Annotated in this window: 19 protein-coding genes and 1 tRNA gene; 6 read left to right on the top strand and 14 right to left on the bottom strand. The window is 62.7% G+C overall.

Annotated elements, in window-relative coordinates:
• Positions 1-24: 24 nt before the first annotated feature.
• Complete coding sequence (locus tag ACRQ5Q_RS16525; RefSeq protein WP_439398939.1) at positions 25-1,353, bottom strand: epoxide hydrolase family protein; 1,329 nt, start codon at positions 1,351-1,353, stop codon at positions 25-27.
• A gap of 131 nt (positions 1,354-1,484) precedes the next feature.
• On the opposite strand from ACRQ5Q_RS16525, the gene ACRQ5Q_RS16520 reads away from it, so the two are divergent.
• Positions 1,485-2,363, top strand: coding sequence for a LysR substrate-binding domain-containing protein (locus tag ACRQ5Q_RS16520; RefSeq protein ID WP_439368982.1), 879 nt, complete (start codon positions 1,485-1,487; stop codon positions 2,361-2,363).
• A gap of 867 nt (positions 2,364-3,230) precedes the next feature.
• Here the strand turns inward: ACRQ5Q_RS16520 and ACRQ5Q_RS16515 are convergent.
• From ACRQ5Q_RS16515 to cysE, 7 genes are all read right to left on the bottom strand, one after another.
• Positions 3,231-3,452, bottom strand: coding sequence for a hypothetical protein (locus ACRQ5Q_RS16515; protein WP_439398937.1), 222 nt, complete (start codon positions 3,450-3,452; stop codon positions 3,231-3,233).
• Between the two features lie 363 nt (positions 3,453-3,815).
• A complete protein-coding gene (locus tag ACRQ5Q_RS16510) occupies positions 3,816-4,838 on the bottom strand; it encodes a HupE/UreJ family protein (protein WP_439398936.1) in 1,023 nt (340 codons plus the stop codon).
• Complete coding sequence (locus ACRQ5Q_RS16505; protein ID WP_439398934.1) at positions 4,835-5,830, bottom strand: peptidylprolyl isomerase; 996 nt, start codon at positions 5,828-5,830, stop codon at positions 4,835-4,837. The genes ACRQ5Q_RS16510 and ACRQ5Q_RS16505 overlap by 4 nt, the downstream gene beginning before the upstream one ends.
• The gene (locus tag ACRQ5Q_RS16500) at positions 5,827-8,436 is read right to left on the bottom strand and encodes a DUF3604 domain-containing protein (RefSeq protein ID WP_439398933.1); all 2,610 of its coding nucleotides are present in this window, start codon (positions 8,434-8,436) and stop codon (positions 5,827-5,829) included. Before ACRQ5Q_RS16500 ends, ACRQ5Q_RS16505 begins: the two co-directional genes overlap by 4 nt.
• A 300-nt stretch (positions 8,437-8,736) precedes the next feature.
• Positions 8,737-9,765 (bottom strand): transglycosylase, encoded by a 1,029-nt coding sequence (locus tag ACRQ5Q_RS16495; RefSeq protein ID WP_439398931.1) that lies wholly within the window; start codon positions 9,763-9,765, stop codon positions 8,737-8,739.
• A gap of 669 nt (positions 9,766-10,434) precedes the next feature.
• On the bottom strand, positions 10,435-10,653 hold the full coding sequence (locus ACRQ5Q_RS16490) for a DUF3126 family protein (protein WP_007602550.1): 219 nt from the start codon (positions 10,651-10,653) through the stop codon (positions 10,435-10,437).
• A 123-nt stretch (positions 10,654-10,776) separates the two neighbouring features.
• Positions 10,777-11,601, bottom strand: a complete 825-nt coding sequence (cysE, locus tag ACRQ5Q_RS16485; protein ID WP_439368986.1) for a serine O-acetyltransferase — start codon at positions 11,599-11,601, stop codon at positions 10,777-10,779.
• A 277-nt stretch (positions 11,602-11,878) separates the two neighbouring features.
• Between cysE and ACRQ5Q_RS16480 the strand changes: the two genes are divergently transcribed.
• On the top strand, positions 11,879-13,279 hold the full coding sequence (locus ACRQ5Q_RS16480; protein ID WP_439398930.1) for a hypothetical protein: 1,401 nt from the start codon (positions 11,879-11,881) through the stop codon (positions 13,277-13,279).
• Here ACRQ5Q_RS16480 and ACRQ5Q_RS16475 read toward each other — a convergent pair.
• On the bottom strand, positions 13,237-13,992 hold the full coding sequence (locus ACRQ5Q_RS16475; protein WP_439368989.1) for an alpha/beta fold hydrolase: 756 nt from the start codon (positions 13,990-13,992) through the stop codon (positions 13,237-13,239). The two genes, ACRQ5Q_RS16480 and ACRQ5Q_RS16475, sit on opposite strands and share 43 nt — an antisense overlap.
• Positions 13,993-14,157: 165 nt before the next feature.
• On the bottom strand, positions 14,158-15,294 hold the full coding sequence (locus ACRQ5Q_RS16470) for a hypothetical protein (RefSeq protein WP_439398928.1): 1,137 nt from the start codon (positions 15,292-15,294) through the stop codon (positions 14,158-14,160).
• A 308-nt stretch (positions 15,295-15,602) separates the two neighbouring features.
• Between ACRQ5Q_RS16470 and ACRQ5Q_RS16465 the strand changes: the two genes are divergently transcribed.
• A complete protein-coding gene (locus ACRQ5Q_RS16465) occupies positions 15,603-15,848 on the top strand; it encodes a zinc-finger domain-containing protein (protein WP_007602543.1) in 246 nt (81 codons plus the stop codon).
• A 19-nt stretch (positions 15,849-15,867) separates the two neighbouring features.
• Complete coding sequence (locus ACRQ5Q_RS16460; RefSeq protein ID WP_439398926.1) at positions 15,868-17,070, top strand: FAD-dependent monooxygenase; 1,203 nt, start codon at positions 15,868-15,870, stop codon at positions 17,068-17,070.
• Between the two features lie 13 nt (positions 17,071-17,083).
• On the opposite strand, the gene ACRQ5Q_RS16455 is transcribed toward ACRQ5Q_RS16460, so the two are convergent.
• Positions 17,084-17,512, bottom strand: coding sequence for a twin-arginine translocation pathway signal (locus ACRQ5Q_RS16455; RefSeq protein ID WP_439368993.1), 429 nt, complete (start codon positions 17,510-17,512; stop codon positions 17,084-17,086).
• Positions 17,513-17,684: 172 nt separating this feature from the next.
• On the opposite strand from ACRQ5Q_RS16455, the gene ACRQ5Q_RS16450 reads away from it, so the two are divergent.
• Positions 17,685-17,773, top strand: a tRNA-Leu gene (locus ACRQ5Q_RS16450).
• 82 nt (positions 17,774-17,855) lie between these two features.
• Here ACRQ5Q_RS16450 and ACRQ5Q_RS16445 read toward each other — a convergent pair.
• A complete protein-coding gene (locus tag ACRQ5Q_RS16445) occupies positions 17,856-18,176 on the bottom strand; it encodes a hypothetical protein (protein ID WP_439398924.1) in 321 nt (106 codons plus the stop codon).
• A gap of 342 nt (positions 18,177-18,518) precedes the next feature.
• Here ACRQ5Q_RS16445 and ACRQ5Q_RS16440 point away from each other — a divergent pair, with 342 nt between their 5' ends.
• Entirely contained in the window at positions 18,519-20,039 is a 1,521-nt protein-coding gene (locus ACRQ5Q_RS16440) for a hypothetical protein (protein ID WP_439398922.1), read from the top strand.
• A 2-nt stretch (positions 20,040-20,041) separates the two neighbouring features.
• Here ACRQ5Q_RS16440 and ACRQ5Q_RS16435 read toward each other — a convergent pair whose 3' ends face one another.
• Complete coding sequence (locus ACRQ5Q_RS16435) at positions 20,042-21,334, bottom strand: hypothetical protein (RefSeq protein WP_439398921.1); 1,293 nt, start codon at positions 21,332-21,334, stop codon at positions 20,042-20,044.
• Positions 21,331-22,671: a hypothetical protein gene (locus tag ACRQ5Q_RS16430; protein ID WP_439398919.1), complete on the bottom strand. Its 1,341-nt coding sequence runs from the start codon at positions 22,669-22,671 to the stop codon at positions 21,331-21,333. Before ACRQ5Q_RS16430 ends, ACRQ5Q_RS16435 begins: the two co-directional genes overlap by 4 nt.
• Positions 22,672-22,730 lie beyond the last annotated feature (59 nt).

Here is a 22,730-nt window from a genome sequence, read left to right as displayed (position 1 = left end):
TTGTTGGGCACTGGTTCATGGTTGTCAGGTCGATTTGCGGAGCGGTCTGAATGCTGCACGAAGCTCAGCGGACAACAGGCCCGGCACTTCCCACGCGGCGAAATGGCCGCCTTTTTCGAGTCGGTTGTAATGGATGAGTTTGGGATAGGCGCGCTCTGCCCAGCTCCGTGGGGCCTCATACTGCTCGCTGGGGAAGACGCTCACGGCCACGGGAATGGTGACGCCCTTGGCGTTGAAAAAGCCGCCCTTGTATTCCCAATAAAGACGCGACGCCGACACCCCGGTGTTCGTCAGCCAATAAAGCGTGATGTTGTCGAGAACCTCATCACGCGTCAGTTCTCCCGCGTTGCTCGTGGTTCGGTTCAGGGCGGAGGCTACCGCCGCGGCCGGCTGCGCTTCGGCATCGTTATGGTCGAGAAGCCAGGCGGCCAGCCCAACGGGTGAATCCGCGATGCCGTATAAGGTCTGCGGACGAGCCGCCATCATCCTAGCGTATTCGACCTGCTTGAACGTTCTGACCAGCTGTTGGTATGCGCGTTGTTCGTCGTCCGAGAGGCCGGATGGTGGCGGGGCGCCGGCCAGCAGAGCCTTGTTTACGTCGGCCGGAACGGTGGCGGGCATGTTGGTGTGGATGGCGAGCAAGCCCGCTGGCGCCTGCAAGCCCATCTGGTCGACAACAAACGCCCCCCAGTCGCCGCCCTGGGCGACGTAGCGGGTGTAGCCGAGGTGCGTCATCAATTCGGCCCAAGCTCGGGCCATCCGCTCGGGACCCCAGCCTGTGCCCGTCGGCTTACCCGAAAAGCCGTAGCCTGGCATCGACGGGATCACCACGTGGAAGGCGTCCGATGCGCTTCCGCCATGGGCCGTCGGATTGGTGAGCGGGTCGATGATCTTCAGTTGCTCGATGATCGAGCCGGGCCATCCGTGTGTGACGACGAGCGGCAGCGCGTTTTCGTGCTTCGATCGGACGTGAATGAAATGGATGTCGAGGCCTTCGATCTCCGTGATGAACTGCGGGAAGCTATTGAGCCGCGCTTCGGCCTTGCGCCAGTCGTAACTGCTCTGCCAGTGCTGCACGAGCTGCTTCATGGTGGCCAGCGGCACACCTTGGGAATCATCCGCCACGGTCTCCTTCTCGGGCCACTGGGTCGCTGCCAGCCGTCTGCGGAGGTCGACGAGTTGTTGCTCCGGGATGTGGACTTTGAAGGGCCGAATGCCGACCGGCGTCGCCCCAAATGCCGAGTTGGTGGCAAACATGCTGGCCCCACCGACAACCGCAATAGCGGTTGCCGCGGCGGCCAGAAGGCGGCGACGATCGATGTCAACCGTTCCGGCTGTAGGAGGCTTTTCCATGAGTAGATTTCCTGGTGCGATCGGACGGAGCGACCCGAGGCCGCCCACAACTCGGCAAGTAGAGAGCTGGCGGATTATTCACCAAGTAGTAAAATCAAGAATTACCGTCTCAAAATCTGGACAATATCGTCATGGATGCAATCGCAGTGTTCGTGAAGGTCGTCGAGACCGGCAGCTTCTCGGCTGCCGCAAGACAATTGAGAATGCCCAAGGCGACGGTGAGCGCTAAAGTGGCGGGGCTGGAAAACCGACTCGCCGTCCGCCTGATCCAGCGCACAACCCGCAAGCTGCGGGTGACCGAAGCGGGCGAGAAGTATTTCCATCATTGTGCAATTGCGATTCGCGAAGTCGAGCTCGGCGAAGCCGCGCTCCAATCCGCGAAGGCGAAGCCGTCCGGAGTTCTCAAGGTCACGGCGTCCGTGGATTTAGGGCAAGCTCTTCTGCCGCGCATTGCACGGGTCTATGCGACCAAATATCCGGATGTATCCCTTGAGCTCATCATCACGAACCGGATCGTTGATTTGGTCGAAGAAGGTATCGACCTTGCTCTTCGATGGACCGCGGCCATGAAGGATTCGTCGCTCATCGCCCGGCGCTTCTTCGAGACCGAATCGGATTTGTGGGTCTCGCCGAAATATCTAAAACGGCTTGGCAGCATCACTCATCCGCGTGACCTGGCGAATGCAGCGTTCGTGATACATCCCAGCTGGAAAGGGGCAGTATTGCTCACGAACGGAAAATCGGACTTCGAGGTTCAGAGGAGCGGACGTCTGCGCGCCGACGACCTCCAGGCGATCAAGACCCTGGCTGTTATGGGAGAGGGTATCGCATGGCTGCCGGACTACCTGGTCGAGGATGAGGCTAGATCCGGAAAGCTCGTGCGGGTGCTATCGCAGTGGAGGCCGAAGCTGCAGCAACTGGGAACTTGCTACTTCGTCTACGCCGGCCGCCAATACGCGCTGCCGAAGGTAGAGAGTTTCATACACACAGCCTTGGAGCAGGTGCGGTAGAATATGCGCACACCGCTATGGATGCCGGCTCCGGGTCTTGGCTGTGCGAAAACGGCAGGATGCTTGACCGCGATAGAAGAAGTTATTCGTTCAAGACCGTCTTAGCGGACAACCTTGCAGGCGCATCAAACCAAGAGAACGCCCTGAAGAATGTAATTCTAGCCGTGTTTCGATCCTTCGCGTTTTTGCACAGCCAGGTCAAACAGCGAAGAACTCAGGTCGAGCCAATCTCGTCCGCTCTAGCGCAGTGAGGACCTGGGTCAGACCCGACGCAACTTCGCAAATGGCCGGAGGACTAGCTAAACCGCTCGCGCGGTAGAATGCCGCGGCTGGCGACACGGCGAGGCGACGGCTCATCGCGACGCGCGGTGCAATTAGCCATTTGCTGGCGATGATCCGATGATCGAGACCAGCTGATCTGGAAGTTCGGGCGGAGCATTCCCAATGCGCAAGAGCCAACTCGAACTCGGTATTCTCGACCGTGATTGTGTGCACCTTGCGCTCGTTGGACCTAGCCGAGGAACCTCGACGCAAGCAGAGTTATAAATGCGGTGATGCTCTTGACGAGCAACTCGAAAGAGTTTCGGCTCAGTAGCTTCGGGGCCTTCCAGATCGACAGAGATCAGTTTGCCTCATGAGATTCGAATATCGAGGAACTCACGTTTAGCTTGTGTGGCGTGGTATTTTTACGACGGCCAAGTCCATGAACGTACAGGTGCCGCCAAACATTAATCCCCCATAGACGACCCTATTGAGTTGTTTGACGGGACTTAACTCGATCACGCGGCATCGTCCTACGTCCTCCCGGCGCGGTTTCCTCCTTTGGACGTTTTCGGACCCCGGCCGCCGAATACGCCGCGCCATCCCTCAAGCAGCCGGCATCCGAAAGCCTTCCCGGAAGCCGACATCACGTTTCAGATGCTGCTCAGGTATCGTGCCGATTGCAATAGCCTGCACGATAGCCAGAAGGTTATCCAGGCCCGCGCCCAGTGCAGGTGAATCGAGTGCAATCCTGGTAGACATTCCGGCATTCGAAGGAAGGTATATCTTTTCGACCAAGACAATCCCTATATCGAGCCCGGCAAGCATTAGCACATTGCTGTTTCGCCCCCTGAGCCGCTGCCACTTGTAAAGGAGCCGTCTTGATCTGCTCCGCGGCGAGGCTGGTCGTGTTCAGTAAATACGGAAACAGCAGTAGGGAGACTGCGACCAGATGCTTGACTTGCAACATCAAAAACTCCTCCGTTGTTTGATCTTCGAAAAATTCATTTGCAATTTGACATCTCGCGCCAGCCGAGTGTCCATAAGAAGAATGCGAGGCACCGGCGCGATGGCTCAACGCATCCCCGCCAGGAAATCGAGGTTAAAAGGTCGCGTCGGAGCAGTATACGAGCGGTCTCATACCACGGCACCTTATTCGTGTCCCGGGCAGCCTTTCAAGATCGACTCCGTTCAGCCGATAATCCCGGTGAGGCGCTCGATGAACCAAAATGAGGAAATGATACCGATCGCATAGCTCGCGACGGGCACGGCAGCCCCCGCAATCCGTGACGGGACCTGATGACGCCGGATCAGAACAAATACCCCGAGCACGGCGCCAATGAAGAGCAATTGCCCAATCTCCACGCCGACATTGAACGAGAGCAGTGCGAGGGGAATATCGCCGTGCGGCAAACCGATATCCATCAAAGCGCTTGCAAAACCAAATCCGTGTAACAGCCCGAACGAGAACGCCACGATCCATGGCCATCTCGAGGTCAGTCCAATTTGGCCGTAACGTGAGCGAACGATCTCGCAAGCGAGCAACATGATGCTCAACGCAATCATCGCCTCCACGGGTGGCGCAGGGACATGGACGAGCCTCAGCGTCGCCAGGCTCAGGGTGATGGAATGGGCGAACGTGAATGCGGTAATCGTCCAAAGGAGAATCCGGCGGTTGGGTACGATTAAGATAAGGGCGCAGACGAACAAGAGGTGGTCGAATCCGAACAGAATGTGCTCGATTCCATGGAGATTGTAGCCGATCGCGATTTCTGTGATGCCGGACGCGGGGACTACTTCGAACCAAGGACGACTTGGCCTCACCAGCACGGTCGAAACGGTGCCGTCCAGTCTCTGCAGGCGCACCAGTACATCTGTGATCGTCAATTGCAAGCCGGAGAAAACGATGCGCTCACCCGCGAGCCTGGTCGGGCCCGCGTCAATCCAGCGACGCTCGACGAGCGAGTCCGATAATTCGCTGACAACCGGCTCCTTGCGATCCCTCACACTTCCTGGGAAGTTGAGGGCGACCGGCAGGCGCATGCCCGCAAGCACGGGTGTGCGCCACAACACGCTGAACTGGCCAGGCGCAGTCTCGTTCAAGGCAAGATAGGCCGGCCGCGACTCGTGCCCTCGTGCCGCAAGCGGCATCAGCACGATCGCAAGCAGGTTCACTGCGAGCCCCAGCTGGACGATGCTCCGTTGCAGCTTCATGAGCTCCGCCTTGACGACGACACCGGCGGCGCAGTGCGCTGTGAAGTCTCCCCGTTGCTCGGCGAGTCGTTGCCTGGGGCGCGCTCTGCAGGCAAGAGCACCTCGTACTTCGAACGCATCTCTTCGTAGGCTTTTTGCCAGGCCTGAACCTTTTGCTCGGCGAGCCAAGCGGTCTTGACCTCCGCTTCGACCTCTTCGAACGCGGGCAGTCGGCCGGAGGTCACCGTGTCGACGAACAACAGATGCCAACCGAATCCCGACTCGACGGGCCCCTGCCACGATCCTGCCGGCAGTTTCGCGGCGGCAACGGCGAAACCGGGACCGAACTCCTTGGCCAGAAACTCCGGCGTACGATCGCGATAATACTCCTGGAACATAAAGGCATCGCCAAACCCGGCAACAAGCGGGGAGTCCTCAGGCTCTTGTGTCAGCCCCACGAGCGCGGCTGCTGCGTCGGCGCGCGCGCGATTCGCACGCCGGTCTGGCGAAAAATAGAGGTGGCGGAAGCTCAGGCGAGGAGGCAGCGCGAAACGTTCCCTGTTCGTCGCGTACCATGTCGCGAGTTCTTCTTGCGCAGGTTCGCGCGCAGCAGCGACATCTTCAGCGAGAAATTGCATCTTTTGCGCCATGCGGCGCCTGACGATGGTGTCGTCCTTGTCGATGCCGAGCGCGAGCGCCTCGCGGTAGAGGACCTCCTCCTGCACCTTGTCTTCAATGAGCAGGCGCATCTCGTCCGCGGTCGGGTCGCGTCGCCATTGCGATCGGAACACCAGAACCAGCTGCGAAAGATCTTCGATTGAAAGCGCGATCTGACGCGACCGCTCGGTGGCGCCCGGGCTTTTGCCTGCGTAGGCATACACGGCGAACAGAATAGCGCCCGCCAAAAGGAAGTGTGCAAGCGGTTCACGAACAAGCCGCTGGAGAAACCGACTCCTGAACAGGCGCCCACCGCTGGCCCAAGTGGCGCGCTGTCCCGGCTCGACGGACGTCATTTGACGCTCTTGTCCGGGAACCAGGTTTCCAGGCGAGATTCGGCTTTATCCTTGGCGTCCGTGGCGATTTTTTCCACGAACCGTTTGCGGAGTGCCTCCCGGATTTCCCGAAATTTGGCCTGCTGGCTTGGATTGATCAGCGGAGTCAGCTTCTCGTCGATTGAACTCGCTATCTCCCGGACCTTCTCAATCCTGCGAATTGCGTTAAGGGAGGTGTCCTTCTTCAGCGCCTCCATCCGCTTGCTTTCGTCTGTCAGGATCGGAACAATCTGACGACGCTGCTCCTCCGTGAGACCCAACTCGGTCGAGAATCGGTCGATGATCTCGGTAAGCGGATTGACCGCGAACTGCGGGGGCTCAGCCACGATCTCGTAATTGACGTAGCCGAATTCGTTGCTACGCGCAGCGTAGGTGACGTCTCCCAGCTTGTAAAATGTGAGCGCATAAGGATCCTGCGAGACGAAGGTGACGAGCTTGCCATCCTGGATCTTGTAAGGGCTGGTCGTGCCTTGATATCCGTCACGCCCGACGTTGCCGTACCCGCTCGGCATCGTGGCATTTTGTCCAATTCGGAAGAGATTTGTATGGCCTTCGGCCGTAAACGTCTGCCAGAACTGCTCTCCGGTCACGTTGTTGCGCAGCCAAAGAGCCTTTCCGACGATCAAGGCCTTGAGCTGCGAGTCGCTCAGAGCCGTGGCGCCCTTCTTGTTGAGGTCGGCAACCATCATGCCCGGGGGCGCATTCTTGCGAGCCTCCGGGGAAGGCGTGTACCAGATCGGCGACGTCCACGCCCGCTCCTGTCCCGTCAGGGGCACGACATCGGGCGGTGGCAGTCCGGATTTGACCGCCTGAATCAGCGTCCAGCGTGGCGTCGGAATTTCAAGCACGCGGACATAGTAAAATGCATGCAAGCTCGCGTGGAAATCGGGGTCGCTCCAGGCGGCCTTGAGCTCCACCGCCCCGACGCTGTTCGTATAGGTAGCTGTCCTGACGTCGACAGTGCTCTGGATTGCCGGCACACGGCCGGTCCATTTGTCGGGCTGGCGATCGCCAGACCAGGCAACGTCGTAGATCTTTTCGAAGCTCTGGCCGTTCTGCGTCCAGCCCTTGACCACCTGGATCCGATCGAGATTGGCCGAGGTCGGATCCTTGACCGCCCACAAGAGGAATGTCGGCGCCGTACCCTGTCCGCCCGCAGGCATGGGGGCGAGGTCCGCGCCCATCGGCACACCGCCTGCGTAGGCTCGTTTGACCCAGTCCGTGTCATTCACGAGTTCCCTGTCGTAGCCCCAACCGCCAAAGAAGCGAACCTTGATATGCGGTCCGCTGACGCCGAACGTCTCCTTGCGATACATCGCATCCCAGATTGAGGCGCGCGTATTCTCCTCAGCCCACACGCCCGTTAATCCGCCGGGATTTTCCAAACGGACGTCCATGGTTCCGCCGATAAGCACACCGGCAAAGCGTCGCTCCACTGACGCATCGGCATCGGCGTGAAGACCGAAAAAATTATCTTGACGATACGGGCTCGCACTGTTGTGCGCATCTGAGCCGCCGCCCATGCCGAGCTTGTAGGGGTTGTAGCCACGCACATCCTGCATAGCGATCCCATCCTTCAGCGCCTGTCGCGCGAAGCTGCCAGTAATGTGGTCAATCCGGCCGACATTCGCCGGCTGGCCAAGGATAGCCTGAAACAGCTCGTAATTGGCGAACTCGTCCGTGGGGGAGAGCAATGGGTGCGTTTCCGATTGTCCCTTGCCCTGCTTGATCTCGATCAGGCGCTCGTTACGATCACGCGCGGCCGCCCAGGCGGCATCGATTGGCCGCCCAGTCGTATTGTCGACATCAACCGGATACATCCAGCCATCGCTCACATTGGCGTTGTGCGAGATGGCGAGCAGTTCATTGCCTGCTTTGCGCTGGGTATCCATCCAGCTCCAGAGATCGGTCGGGCGCTTGGAATCGAGCGCACTGAACGGATAATCCGGCACCTTTTCGCAATCACGGAAGAAGATGTTGCGGTGGAGGTTTCGCTGCCCAGGCATCGACGTCCATTCGTAGGAACAGAACGCTGTAAACTTGCCGGGTTGATTGTTCTCGTTGGCGATCCTGACGTTGTCCTTCCACACGGACGAAGTCACCTTCGGGTCCATGAAGGCTTTGACGGGTGGACTGGCCGCAAGTTTCAGCAAGTACGAGAACACCCGATTTTGCTCGGCCGAACTGTTCGGGTCCTTCATGATCATGGGCTGCGCTTCGGGCAGCTTGCTCACATAGGAGCCGGGCTTGTTGGCTTCTCTGGTTACGCCGACATACTCGGAGTGATCGGTCACGCCCATGAAATCCAGTGGTGTGTCGATCTTGATATCGAACCCGGTCGGATGCTTGATAGTCTGGCCCTGCGCGTACTTCAGTGCATCGTCGGGGCCGGTGAGACGATTGCCCATCACCCACGCATCAACCGACCAGCTGGTGTGCAGGTGGGTCTCACCGAAATATGCGTTGCGCTCGGGATTCCGCTGCTGAGCCAAGACCGGCACGGAGGTGAAGATGAGCACAGCTGTTGCCAGAATTCCCGCCTTGAATTGACTCTGCTCGCAGCGCATGTTCGCCCCCGCTTGGCCAGAAGCTTCGTCGTGAGGTGATTTGAAAAGCAGCAACTCCCCAATTGGCTCAAGTCAACTCAGGAAAACCCGCGGCCACTTGATCTGAATCAAGAAAAGCTTGTACTCAATCAATGAGCGACCCGATCTTGAATGTCTGGGACGGTCAAAGGCTGACGGCCGGCGAGCTGCGCTACCACGCCGGCAACGGGCCGTGAGCAGACTTGGTCTACCCAGCTGAGTCTGTTTCTCCACGGCGGCTAAAGGCAAAGCAAGCGTGGCGGGGCCCTGCCGACAACGGAATTATTGGCTTGCCGCCGCAGCGGCAGTCGCCACATATTTGGTGTAGAACTCGGCGACCCGGCCGCGCCACATGCCGACGAACGCCTCTGACGTCACGTTGTCCACCGATTTCCAGGCGCGCTTGAAGGCCGGAAGTGCATTGCCCCAAATCGCGCGTTTGCACCACCTCTCACCCTTCTCCTTGCCTTCGCTGGTGGCGCACATCGATTTCCATGCGGCGCGGGCGGGCCGGCTGATGTGCTCGGCGGCGCCTTCCCAGCCCTGCTGATGGATCAGGTAAAGATCGCTCAGGTCCGGCGTCCGGTGCGTGATCCACTCGAACTGGACGCCTTCGGTAATGATCTTGTAGGCGGCCGCAACGGCGTTGTCCCGCGGACTGCGAATCTGCCCGAAGCCGAACTTCCCGAACTCATATTGGCTCAGCTGAAACAGCCCGATATACGACCCGGTGCGTTGATTGGGGTTGAAACCGGATTCGATCTTGGCAACCGTCATCATGAAATTGAAGTCGAGACCAAACGCGTCGGAAGCGCGCTTGATCTCCTCGGCCGGCGTTCCGACTGGAATGTCCTTGAACGCACGCAGGACGATCTCCGCCGGTTTCTCGGCGGGCGGCAGTTCGGACCAGACGTAGTAAACCAGATAACGGAAATCCTGCGTCGACGCCGCTTTCGGAGCATCGTTGGACGCATTGCGTTCTGGGGGCAGCGGTTGGACGACATCCTGTCCCAACGACGCCAATTTTGGCGCGGCGGGTTCATCGACGATCCCGGCTTCGGTGCTCAAAGGCCCGGGACCTGCCGACGTCACCGAGCCAAGCTCTGCTCTTTCCGCCCGAAGCGCTGCCGCAAGCCTCGCGGATGCCTCTGCGTACAAGGCAGGCGTCACCATGTTCGCAGGAGCCGCCATGCTCGCTGCCGCTTCCGGCATGACATCCGGCAAAGTTGCGGCCGGTCTGTTACCAGCGGCCAGATAGAGTCCCACGGATGCGATAGCAGCCACGATGCAGCTGGTCTGCCAAACCTTCATTGCCCGAAGTCCACGGGTGGCTTCTGTAAGAAGGCTGTTCGCATGTTCCTTCGGCCTGTGGGTGAGGAATTTTTCGTAGAATCTTAAGGTTTAAATGTGGTGAACGAGAGCAGGCTTTCTGGCCTCGCAACTCGACGTGCCCCACTTTGGTCACAAGCGGCCCCGGGCGGGAGGCCCTCGTGGGCTCGGCAATGGGTCGCGATCAGGTATTCCGGACTTGCCCGAGCCTGGTCCCCTCATGGCCCAAAAGCGGAGCGCTCGGATTTATCAGGACACGCCGTTGATGAAATATGATCGCCAAGCCCGCGCGCTCGGTCCCGGCCCTTCTGCGCCCTACAGACTTGGCGTCCCGACCGCCTTGCGGAAGGCGCGGTTGAAATTGGCCGGTGTCATTGCGAGCGAAGCAATGCAATCCAGATTCCTTTGCGGAAAAATTCCTGGATTGCTTCGCTTCGCTCGCAATGACGATCGGGAGAGAGCGCACCTCCATCATCCATGCGTGCCCTGGGCAGCGTAGCGTCTCCTCGACGGTGCGCTGCTGAGCCCGGGGCCATGTTGCAGAGACGTGCTGTGTGGCGTCTGGGTTCCGGCGCTGCAGTGGGTCCGGACACGAGAGAACGCCGCGCGCGGCGAAGATCCGCCTCGCCCGCGACGACGGCGTGACAACAACTATTCCTGATCGACGAGATCGTCCTCGAGGATCGCCATCTGGAACTGGAACGAGCGATCATCGTCCTCATCGTCGACGAAGAGCACGCCGATGAATTCCTCGCCGATATAGACCTCGGCGGAATCATCCTTCTTCGGCCGCGGCACGACGCGGATCTTGGGATTGCCGAATACGCGCTTCAGATACGCGTCCAGCTTTCTGACTTCTTTGACGTCCACGGCAAGTCTCCGATCGAAATTGGTCGGCGGGTTTTAGGACGAGACGCGACGAACCGCCAGCATGAATTGCCAAAGAATTTGGGAACGAAAAGGGCCGGAGAATCCAGCCCTTAACTCGCGAGATCAAAGCCCCATCGCGTTGATCATCTGATCCATGGTGCGCGACGGCTCGGCGCAGCCGGCTTCGCCGACGACCTTGGCGGGCACGCCCGCGACCGTGACGTTGTGCGGCACGGGCTTCACGACGACCGAGCCCGCCGCAATGCGCGCGCAATGGCCGATCTCGATGTTGCCGAGGATTTTCGCGCCGGCGCCGATCAGCACACCGTGGCGGATCTTGGGATGACGGTCCTCATTCTCCTTGCCGGTGCCGCCGAGCGTGACGCCGTGCAGGATCGAGACGTCGTCCTCGATGACCGCCGTCTCACCGCAGACGAAGCCGGTGGCGTGATCGAGGAAGATGCCGCGGCCGATGCGCGCGGCCGGATTGATGTCGGTCTGAAACACCGCCGAGGCGCGGCTCTGGAGATAATACGCAAAGTCCTTGCGGCCCTTGAGATAGAGCCAGTGCGCCAGGCGATGGGTCTGGATCGCGTGAAAGCCCTTGAAGTAGAGCAAGGGATCGATGAAGCGCGAGGTGGCGGGGTCGCGATCGTAGACGGCGACGAGATCGGCACGGAAGGCGTTGCCGAGATCGGGATCGTCGCGCAGCGCCTCGTCATAGGTCTGGCGCACGAGGTCGCCCGACAGCGCGGAGTGATCGAGCCGGTCGGCCAGACGATGGATCACCGAATCCTCGAGGCGGCTGTGATGCAGCACCGTCGAATAGATGAAGGTCGCAAGCTCGGGCTCGCGATGGACAATGTCCTCCGCTTCGCCCCGGATCCGGTCCCAGATCGGATCGAGCGAGGCGAGCTTTCCTCCCGGATTGACCTGATGCACTGCCATGGAATTTGCTCTTTCGAATTGGCTGGTTTTGCGGGCTCTATAGCACAGTCTAGACGACAAAGTCCTGACCGGCTTGCCTGAGAGTGAACAGCACCTTGCCCCGCGAAAGCATGCCAACACCTTGAAACACAACGATTTATTCTGGCGCCCCCCAAGCGACGAGGTTGGCTCAACGTGGTCAGCTTTTTACCAAATTCAAGCCGGGGCGGGTCAAACTATTGGTGAATTCTCTCCCAAGCCTTGTTGCGGGCATGGTCCCGGCGACGACGGAGCGGTTTTGAGCATCACCACCGAACAATTGCGCGCAGGCGCCGCAGGATCGCTTTGGCTGCGGCTGGCGGCCATCTTTCTGCCCCTCCTCATGATCGCGCCGGCGTTCTGGAACGGCTATCCGCTGTTGCAATGGGATACCGGCGGCTACCTGGCGCGCTGGTACGAAGGCTATCTCGTCCCTAGCCGCTCCACCGTGTTCGGCCTCTATCTGCACTACGGCGAAGGCTTCGGCTTCTGGATCAATCTCGCGGTCCAATCGCTGGCCGCGCTCTGGCTGCTGCAGCTCACCTTACGCGTGCTCGGCCTGATGCAGACGTCCCGCTTCGTCGCGATCAGCCTCCTCCTGATCGTCTCGACTGCCCTGCCCTGGCTCGCCAGCATGCTGCTCACGGACATCTTCGCCGGGCTCTCGATCCTGTCGTTGTTCCTGCTGGTCATCGGCGGGAAACGGACATCGACGCTCGAAAAGATCTCGCTGTTCGGCTTCACCGCTTTTGCCGCCGCAACCCACAGCGCCACGCTCGGTGTGCTGCTCGGCCTCTGCGTCGCAGGCTGGATGGCGCGGCCGTTCCTGGGCCGCAGGCTTCCGCGCGCGGGACTGGCGCAGGCGAGCCTGACCATCGTCGTGGGCGGCCTGATGCTGGTGTCGGCGAACCACGCCCTGTCCGGGAGATGGGCCTGGACACCCGGCGGCTATGGCGTTGCCTTCGGCCGCATGATGCAGGACGGCATCGTCACGCACTTCCTCAACGACCATTGCCCGCGTGAAAACTTCAAGCTCTGTCCCTATCGCAACCAATTGCCGGCGACCGCCGACGAGTTCCTGTGGGGCAAGAGCATGTTCAACACGCTCGGCCGTTTCGAAGGCATGAACGACGAGATGAGCTACATCGTCGTGCATTCGCTCGCCGACTATCCTGCCTGGCAGGTCGGTGCGGCGTTGCGGGCGACGGGCCAGCAATTGCTGCATGTGGCGACCGGCGAAGGCACCAATGGCTGGATCCCGCACACTTATGGGATCATCGAGCGCTACATCCCCGCGCAGCTCGCGCCGATGCGCGCCGCGCGCCAGCAGCACTGGGGCGTCGATTTCAACGACGTCAACTGGCTGCACGTCCCCGTCGCGCTGGCCTCGATGCTGGCGCTGGTCGCGCTGCTCGTGCATGGGCTCGCGTACCGCCGGCTCGACGATCTGACGCTGCTGGGGGCGACGGTGACGCTGGCGCTGCTCGGCAACGCCTTCATCTGCGCCGTCATCTCCGGCCCGCACGACCGCTACGGCGCACGCATGGTCTGGGTGGCGACATTCGTGGTGCTGATGGCACTGTCACGTCTGCTGAGTGCAGAGCCGGCGGACGCCCCTCAGCCGCGGCGTGACAGGAAATCGAGCACGCCGGTCTTGTAGACCTTGTCGCCGACCGCACGCATGTGATCGCGCCCCGGAATATCGAGCACTTCCGAACCCGGAATGATGGCGCCGAGCGCGCTGGCGGATCCCGCGACGTCGTCGGCGGAGCCGACCGCGATCAGCACGGGCACGTCGATGCGCGCGGCCTCCTGCCGCGTCATGAGATCGCGGGTGCCGCGCAGGCACGCGGCGAGCGCGCGGCGGTCGGACCGTGTCTGATCGGCGAAGGCACGAAACGTCCGGCCGACGGGATCGGTGACATCGTCGAGCGCAGGCGCTTCCAGCGCCTTCGCCACGTTCTCGCCGGGACCGGTGCCCTCGATGAGGCCGCCGATGCCGATGCCGCCGAGGATCGCCGAGCGCAGGCGTTGCGGCTCGTTGAGGCCGAGCCAGGCGGTCATCCGTCCGCCCATCGAATAGCCCATGATATCGGCCTGCGGGATGGCGAGATGGTCCATCAGCGCCAGCACGTCGCCGGCCATGACGGGAATCGAATATTGCGCGGGCTCATAGAGTTTTGCGCTGTCGCCATGGCCGCGATTGTCGAGTGCAATCACCCGGCGGCCGTTCTTGCGCAGCTCCGAGACCCAGGTCGGATAGACCCAGTTCACGTTCTTGCTCGAGGCAAAGCCGTGCACCAGGATGATCGGATCGCCCTCGCCTTCGTCGAGATAGGCAATTTCAACGGCGCCGTTGTGAAAGCTCGGCATCATCAGTTCCAGAGGTCTTGAGGGGGGACAACCGATCTTAGAGCACGATCCGGAACAGTGTGCAGCGGTTTTTCCTCGCGGCAAACGCGGAACGCGTTTGCGCGGAGATCATGCCCAAACAATAGCCCAACGCACGACGACGAATGACCTCAATCTCGTCGCGCTTTAGGCCTTAAGGGCTGCATCCGCCAGAGCGGCTTCGGCGGCGACCTGCGCGCGGCGAAGCCGCTGCGCCCTCTTGCGATCGCACCAGGCCTGGGTCAGGCGCTCGGTGGTCGCCTTGATCGAGGACAACAGGCCGAACAATGTCACCGCCGCGCCGAACAGCCAGATCGCCAGATCGAACGCGCCGCCGACGAGCAGCAGCGCGCCGCGCCCCAGCAGCTTCATGATCGCACGTGTCTTGCTGCCTTGCGCTTCGGCGAGCCGCGCCGCGCGCGCGACGTCCTTGGGGCCTTCGGCGATCCGCAGCGTGTCCATGGCACCACGCGTGCCGGTCTTCTCGGCGACGCGCGTCACGTCCTTGCCGAGCCGGACCAGCGCCCCCGCCTTCTCGGCCCGGAACGCGGCCCTGATCGCGCTCACGGTCTCGCCCGGGCGGAACACGGAACCCTTGGCGACCGCGTTCTGAAGCATCGGGGTGTCGACGATCTCGCGTGCGGAACGGCCGGCCCATGCAGCCAGCCCTTTGCCGAGCCGTCCGACCTTTCGCGCATCCTTCACCAGCGTCAGCCCGGCTCGCACCGGCGCTGCGCCGCCGACGGAGACGTAGGTTGCCGCCGTGACCGCAAGGCCCGCGGTCGCAAGGCCCAGTACCAGACGGTCGGTCTCCTCGCCCATCGCCAGATGCTTGCCCTCGCGCACGACGTCCCTGACGTCCCCGATCACGAAGAGGTCGCCGGCAACAGTCCCGGACAGGCTCGCGACGTCGTCGGCATTGCCGGTGACGAGGCCGGTGGCGAAACGTTTTGCGAAATGCGAGGTGGAGCTCTCCGCCTTGACCGCATCGCTCACGCGATTGAGGACGTCGTCCGGAAGCGCGATGGTGCGGTCACGCGCCAGCGCCACGAAACTGTCGGCGAGATCGGCGTCGCCGGCAACGAGCGCGGCCTCGATGTTGTCCCGAACCAGGTGGTCGTTCTGCCGCAGCAGCGCGTCGAGCCTGAGCTCGGAGAGCGCAGCCGGGTCGTCCTGGGCGGCGAAGACCGCGCCGGCGTCACGGGCCTGCGGCGCTACCTGTGCCAGTAGAAGGCTGCAAGCCGCGATACCGATCAATGCAGCGCTGATTCGCAGCCATTTCATGCGGAAAAGCCCGATGGTCCCAAGGTCGCCAGCGCCCGATGATTCGTCGTTCGTCTCAAACTGCGCGCGTCCACAGACATAGGATGCCAAAATTGCGACACAACGTCCCCGACGAAAGAAGGGCTTCTCTGGGGCGACAAGATTGTGTCGAATTTGGATGAGCAAATGAGCATGGGGCAGTTGCAACCTTTCGGTTCCACTGGGCTAGCAATCATCCGTACCCCCCAGTATGGTCCGCGGCGTCTCATAGGATACCCGCGTCAGCGTCGATTGTGTCTGCCGCCACTGCCACTCCAGGATGAACTACGATGTCCGACCATGTCGTTCCACACTTCCACAACGATGCCGGTGTCCCCGTCATCGAGATCGGCTCGCAAGAGTTCATGTGCGTGGGCGCCAACCCTCCGTTCGATCATCCGCACGTTTTTCTCGACCTCGGCAACGACAACGAGATCATCTGCCCTTACTGCTCGACGCTGTACCGCTTCGCGGCCGACCTGAAGGCGGGCGAAGCGCGGCCGCCGGAATGCGTCCTCAAGGACAAGGTGGCTTGACCGCGTCCATCGGTCAGGGGTGGCGCTCTCCCGAACGATTGTCATTGCCGGTGCCGGCATCGGTGGACTGACGGCCGCCCTTGCGCTGGCCGCCCGCGGCTTCCGCATCGTCGTGCTGGAAAAGGCCGAGCGCCTCGAGGAAGTCGGCGCGGGCCTGCAGCTCTCTCCCAATGCCAGCCGCGTGCTGGTCGAGCTCGGCCTCACTGAGCGCCTCAAGCTGCGCGCCGTCGTTCCCGAGGCGGTCTCGATCATGAGCGCGCGGGCCGGCGGCGAGCTGCTGCGCATGCCGCTCGGCGAAGCCGCCTCCCTGCGCGCTGGCGCGCCCTATTGGGTGGTGCACCGTGCCGATCTGCAATCGGCGCTCGCCGGCGCGGTCTCCGACCATCCCGATATCGACCTGAAGCTCGGAGCAACCTTCGAGGACGTCGCATCTCATGCCAAGGGACTGACCGTGGTCCATCGCAGCGGCACCATCCGCCGCAACGATCTCGCCAGCGCCCTGATCGGCGCCGACGGCATCTGGTCGACCGTACGCCAGCATCTGTTTCCCGAAGTGCAGCCGCGCTTCTCCGGGCTGATCGCCTGGCGCGGCACGTTTGATGCCACGCAGCTGCCGAAGGACTACACGGCCCGGCGGGTGCAGCTCTGGATGGGGGCGAACGCTCATCTCGTCGCGTATCCGATCACAGGCGGACGCCAGGTCAACGTGGTCGCGGTCCTGCCGGGCACCTGGAACAGGCCGGGCTGGAGTACGCCCGGCGATCCGCGCGAGGTGATGGACGCGTTCGCCGCTCCCCGCTGGCCGCCGGCGGCGCGGATGATGCTCACCGCGGTCGACGGCTGGCGGAAATGGGCGCTGTTCGGCGTGCCCGACGGCTGTCCCTGGAGCAAAGGCCCGGTCGCCCTGCTCGGCGACGCCGTCCATGCGATGCTGCCCTTCGCCGCGCAAGGCGCCGGCATGGCGATCGAGGACGCCGCCGTGCTCGCGCAGCTCGTGAGCCTCGAGGCAGCCGAGAGCACCGCGGGCATCACCGCCGCGCTGAAGCATTATGGAGCCGCGCGCCAGGCCCGCGTGCGGCGGGTGCAGCGGACCGCGCGGCGGCAGGGCCGCATCTATCATTTCAGCGGGCCGCTCGCGATCGCGCGCGATCTTGCGATCCGTGCGCTCGGCCCGGACCGCATGCTGGCGCGGCAGGACTGGATCTACGGCTGGCGGCCCTGAGGCTGGCGAAGTCTCAGCGCGCGGCGCTGCCGGGTCTCGTCGGGGCGGGCTTGATCACCGGCGGCTGCGGCGTGGCGGGCTGCGGTTTTGCGTCGGGCGGCGTCTCGCGGCACCTGTTGCGGCGCCAGGCGTCCTCGGCGAGCTGCGCCTGCCCGCGCACCGAGACGTAGTCGTTGCGATAGGCGAGCTCGGACACGACGGCGCCGCCGGCCCCGGTCTCGGCCTTGTCCATCAGTCTCTGCAAATCGCCGGTCCGGTTGGCAAGCGCCTTGCGCTCGGCCTCGAGCTGCTTGCAATCGTACAATTCGTACCTGGCGGGATCGGCAAAGGCCGGTGCGACCGTCTCGCTGATGCCGGCGCAGCCGCCCAGGGCGGCGCTGCCTGCGAGCAGCACGAGAAGCGCGCCGCAGGAACGCAGCGAAGCGGAAAACGAAGCAGCCATGCGCGACGAATAGTCCCCGTGGATTGAGAATGCCTAAAGCAGCAACAGATGTCCGGATTGAGGCTTTGCCTTGTGCGCCCGGCTCGCTTAAGGAAGAGCACCCGCCGGGCCGGCGAGACGCCAATTCCAGACGGCCGCAGGTGGACTTAAGTGTTTGATCTCGTTGGATCAAGCGGGCATGGCGGAATTGGTAGACGCAAGGGACTTAAAATCCCTCGGTGCGCAAGCGCTGTGCCGGTTCGACCCCGGCTGCCCGCACCACGAGAGCTGACGGGGCGAGAATGGTGGATGGTGCCGTCTGCAATCGCGTCGCCTGGTCCCGTTGCGCCGAATCCGGGCGTGCTCAGATGGCGAGCTTTCGCTCGACCTGAAGCTCCCTGAAAACCTTGGTCACCGGCAGGTGAAACGGCAAATCCGTGTTGGCGTGGTGCCAGCAGAACGGGCAGTTCTTCTCGATCGAGATTCCCGGCGTCGATTTGAGCACGCCGAAGCCGTCGATCGTGCCCATCACGTCGACGATCTTCCTGTACCGCGGCGGCGTCGCTACCGCGGCCGACACCGTGACGATCCAGAACTTGTCGGCGGGAATCCCCTCTTCGATCGGCGGCGCCTCGCGCAACGGCGTCCAGGATTCAAAGATCTCCTCGAAAACTGCTGCGGCCACTGGGCCGTCGCGAGTGTGCGTTGCGTCGAGAGCATCATGGTTCTCCGCAGCCAATCCAGCGAGAACTGCGCAGCAAGAATCCTGCCACCCTGGGTAGTGTTACCGCGCCGTTCCGCCGGCACGCGCTTGCGAGAGGATCCGCAAGCAGGTCCGTACCCCCCACGTCGCGCAACCATTGGTTTACCAACTCCTCCGTCGCCTTGCGGAACCCCCCGGATACAACCGACCTTTACTCGGCCTTAGACCGTCGTCCCCTAAATCGAACGATGTCTGCCGCAGGTCGCCGCAGACGTCAGGCGAAACGCTGAGGCCTGCAGCGCCGGCTTCGAGGTGAGAGCTCTCATGGACGCGCGCGAGAATTGGTCCCGATCCGGGATTGGCGGGGCGCCCACGGCGTTCGGACGTGACCTGCACGGGCGTGAGATCTACCTCGTGCTGATCGCGTTCCTGTCGGTGTTCTACATTTCGAACGGACCGGTGCAGCTCAGCCATTACGACCTCGGCTGGCACATCGGCGCGGGAGACCTGATCAGGGAGCGTGGCGAGATCCCGTTTCAGGATCCGTGGGCGTTCACGCTCGCAGACAAGCGATGGTACAATCTGTCGTGGCTCTGGGACGTGATTGCCAGCGTGCTTTATCAGCACACGGGGCTCGCCGGGATCGTCCTGGTGGTCGTCGCCTGCGGCGCGGTCATCGTCGCCTACCTCACCTCATGCGGCCTGCGCAGCGGCGCGTCGGTGCCGGCGGTCTGCATCACCGTCTTCGCCGCGTGCCTGCTGTACCCCTGCTACGAGGCGGCGCCCAACACCTATCTGGCAGCATCGCCGAATGTCGCGACCATGCTGTTCGCGGTGATCTTCTACGGGGAATGCCTGCAGCGGCGCAGATGGTTCCTGCTGCCGGTGTTGATGGTGCTGTGGGTCAATCTGCATGGCGGCTTCATGCTCGCCTTTCCGATCATCGGCGTCTTCGCCGGCGTGGCCCTGCTGCGGCGGGACTGGACAAACTTCAGGAAATATTGCCTCGCGGGCGTCGGGTGCGTCGCTGCGATCTTCGTCAATCCGCTGGGATGGCACATCCATGACGGCGTGATGGCGACGCTCGGCCATTTCATCCAGGCCAATATCGGCGAGTGGCGTCCCTACTTCCACAACATGGAGCTGCCCGGAAGCATTCCCGCCATCGTCTATGCGTTGACGTTCATTGCGCTGGAGCTGCGCGACCGAAACTCGAGACCCATTCCGGTGGAGCCGTGCCTCTTGGCATGGCTGTTTCTATTCCTGGGCCTCTACCAGTTCAGGTACATCGCGTTCTTCTTCATCTTCTCGGCAGTCCCGATGGCGCTGCACGTCGACCGGCTGCTGCCCGCGCGCCTGTCGAGGCTCGACATCCGCGGTGCGATGCTCGCGGCGGGGATCGTCGGGGTCTTCGTGCTGCCGCTCAGCTTCCTGCAAGTGCGACCGGCGCTGGCGCTGCCGGACATGCTCTCGGAGCAGGATGCCGCCTATCTGCTCGCGCATTCCACGCATTCGCGCGTGCTGAACCACTGGAATGCCGGCGGGCTCCTGATCTTCCGCACCCACGGCGCTGTGCCCTTGTTCGTGGACGGCCGGGCCGCGACCGCCTATCCGGACGAGCTGCTGCGCGACTATCTCAAGCTGGTGCGCTGGGACATCGACGAGGCTGCCTGGGATACGGTGATCAGGAAGTACAAAATCGATGCGGTGCTCTGGGTCGGAGGACATGAGCAGCTCAGGCAGTTCCTGGTCGGCCGGAGAGGCTGGAGAGAAGACTACAGCGGCGCCTACATGAGCCTCTACACCGCGCCGCCTGAGGGAGCGAACGCGGCCGCGTCAAAATAGGATCACGTCCCCTGCTGCTCGTGCGGAAGCAGGATCCAGAAACAGATCAGCGCGAGCGCGAGCTGGCCGTAGCCGCCCATGAACGCGGTGACCGAGGCCGACGCCAGGATCGGGATGGCGACCGCGACCGTGAGCACGGCGACCATCATCATCGCAGGCAGATCGGCGACGAGGACGGCCGTGTAGAGCGCCACCTGGAAGAAGGTGTACTCCTTCGGTCGGGGCGTGCAGAGATAGAGGGCATACATCGCAAGCACGGTGATGCGCATCGCCGCGGCGGGATGATCGACCAGCCAGTGGTCGAGCGCCTGCAGCCGCGAGGCGTTGCCGGCGCGCCCCTGCGGCCTGACCATGCGCCACGCCGAGACGGCGAACGGCGCGAGCACGAGCGTGATCGCGATTGCCGCGTACAGGCCGATGACGAACAGCTTGCTGCCGGCAAGGCCAATTCGGCCCGCAAATGTCGAGGCAATCAGGAGCAGCGACGGATTGACCTCGCTTGCGGGCGAATGCTGTCCGGGAATCTGGCCGGTGATCGCGCTGTGCCAGCTCCGGGACAGATCCGGGTAGAACGCCAGCGAAGCCAGGATCGGCAGGACGAACGCGCCCGCCGCCGCTGCCATCAGAAGCAGCTTGCGACGTCTCGGCTGCGGCAGGAAATAGAGCGCGGCGAGGATCGGCAGGAACACCAGCTTGAACGCGGTGACGAGGCCGAGCACGGCCGCACCGGCGAGCTGCGGCACGAGGCTCGCCTCACCCCGCCCCCCGGACCGCAGGGGACGCAACAACAATGCGAGCGAGACCGCCGTCAGCAGGCCGCTGAGGATCTCGAAATTACCGGTTGCAACGACCCAGTCGAAGCCGAGGAAGCCACCGAGCACGACTGCGCCGCGCAGCACGGTGTCCTGCCAGCGCCGGCAGGTCGTGCCGAGACCTGGCAGCAGCAGGGCGCAGATCACGGCAAGCACAAGATAGATCGGCTTGTAGTGAGCGACCAGAAAACCGCCGGTGCAGAGTGGCCGAAAGGCGTCGAGTGTGACCGGAAGATAGGGATAGGAGAGCTTCGTATCCTTCAGGTTCTTGACGAAGTAGGGATCGAGCCCCGCCAGGTGAGCGTCCACCGCAGCGCAATTGATCCGCACGTCCCAGCCAAAGGTATTTTCCGCGGCGAGGTCGACAGTAACGGAAACTGCGACCAGTGCCGTCGCGAGCAGGATCGACCAGGTCGGCCAGCGGCCCCCTGACGCGTTCGCGGCCAGGGGTCCGGCATCTGCGGACGAGGCGATGCCCGTCATGAACGCACGCCCTGCGCCTCAAGTCGCATCGGCTCCGCGCGAAAATCCAGCAGCAGGATCCAGAAGCATGCCAGCGCGACAATGAGGAGGATGAAGCCGCCTTCGACGGTGTGCCCTGTGATCGAGACCAGGCCGGGAGCGATGAAGCCGACGGTGAGCATGGCGGCGAGTGCCAGGGCCGGAAGATCGGCAATGAGGACCGCGGCATAGACCGCGAGCTCGAAGAAGGCATATTCCTTGAGGCGCGGCGAGCTGACATAGAGTGCAAACATCGCGAGCACGGTGAGGCGCGAGGCCACGCGGGGATGGTCCATCAACCAGCGATCGAGCCGCGTCAGAAGCGATCCCCCTGCCCGAACCGGTCCGCTGCCGACCGTGCGCAGGACGGACAGCACGAACGGCACCAGCACGAGCGCGAGTGCTGCGAGCGCATAGGTCGCGAACATCGCCGGCTTGCTGTCGCCGAGCCCGACCTGCTGCAGGAGACTGCGTGACAGCAGCAGTAGAGACGGATTGGTTTCCATCAGCTCGACCGCATGCTGATCGGGGATCTGCTTCGTCAGCACCCCCACCCAGCTCGAGAACAGATCGGCGTAGAACACCTTCGAGATCAGGATCGGCCATGCGAATCCGAGCGCGGCCACCGCGATCAGCACCAGCTTGCGCGGGCGCGGCAGCGGCAGAAAATACAGCGCGGCGATCACGGGACAGAACACCAGCTTGAACGAGGTCACGAGACCAAGCAGTGCGGCGCCGCCGACGCGCAAGGCGAAGTCGCGGTCCCATGCGCCGCTTGCCGTTGGGCGAAGCAGGAGCCTCAGCGCGAGCGCGATCAGCACGCCGCCCAGGATCGCGAAATTTCCCGACGCCCAGACCCATTCGAAGCCGATGAACGCGCCGAACACGCAGAGCAGCCTGAGCGCGACGTCGCGCGGGCTGGTTCGCGTCCGGCCAAGCCCCGGCAGGAGCAGGCCACAGACCGCGGCGAGGACGAGATAGACGCCCATGTGATGAGCGACGAGGACGCCGCCCGCGCACACCGCGCGGAAGACGTCGAGCGTCACGGGCAGATAGGGGTAGGAGAACCTGGTGCCTTTCAGGTTCTTGACGAAGTAGGGATCGAGCCCGTCGGCATAGGCATCGACCGCGGCGCAATTGACGCGAACGTCCCAGCCGTAATTCAGGAGAAGCGTGCCGTCGCTGAGGAGATTGCCGAGCACCAGCAGCACCGTCAGCCCGATCAGCCAGGCAAGCCAAGTGTTTCGCCCTGTGTTTCGCCTTGCGGTGATGTCGAGCGAGGGCCCCAACCCTCGTGCTATGCCGGTCACGTCGGACATCGCGAAATACCTGCCTTGCCGGGTTCCTCCGGGAGGCCTGCGCGGCGCCCCGTCCGGCC

The sequence above is a fragment of the Bradyrhizobium sp. PMVTL-01 genome, from assembly GCF_051861855.1.
GTDB lineage: Bacteria > Pseudomonadota > Alphaproteobacteria > Rhizobiales > Xanthobacteraceae > Bradyrhizobium.
The sequence above is the reverse complement of the archived record's forward strand: the minus strand, read 5'-3'. Positions and strand labels throughout refer to the sequence as shown.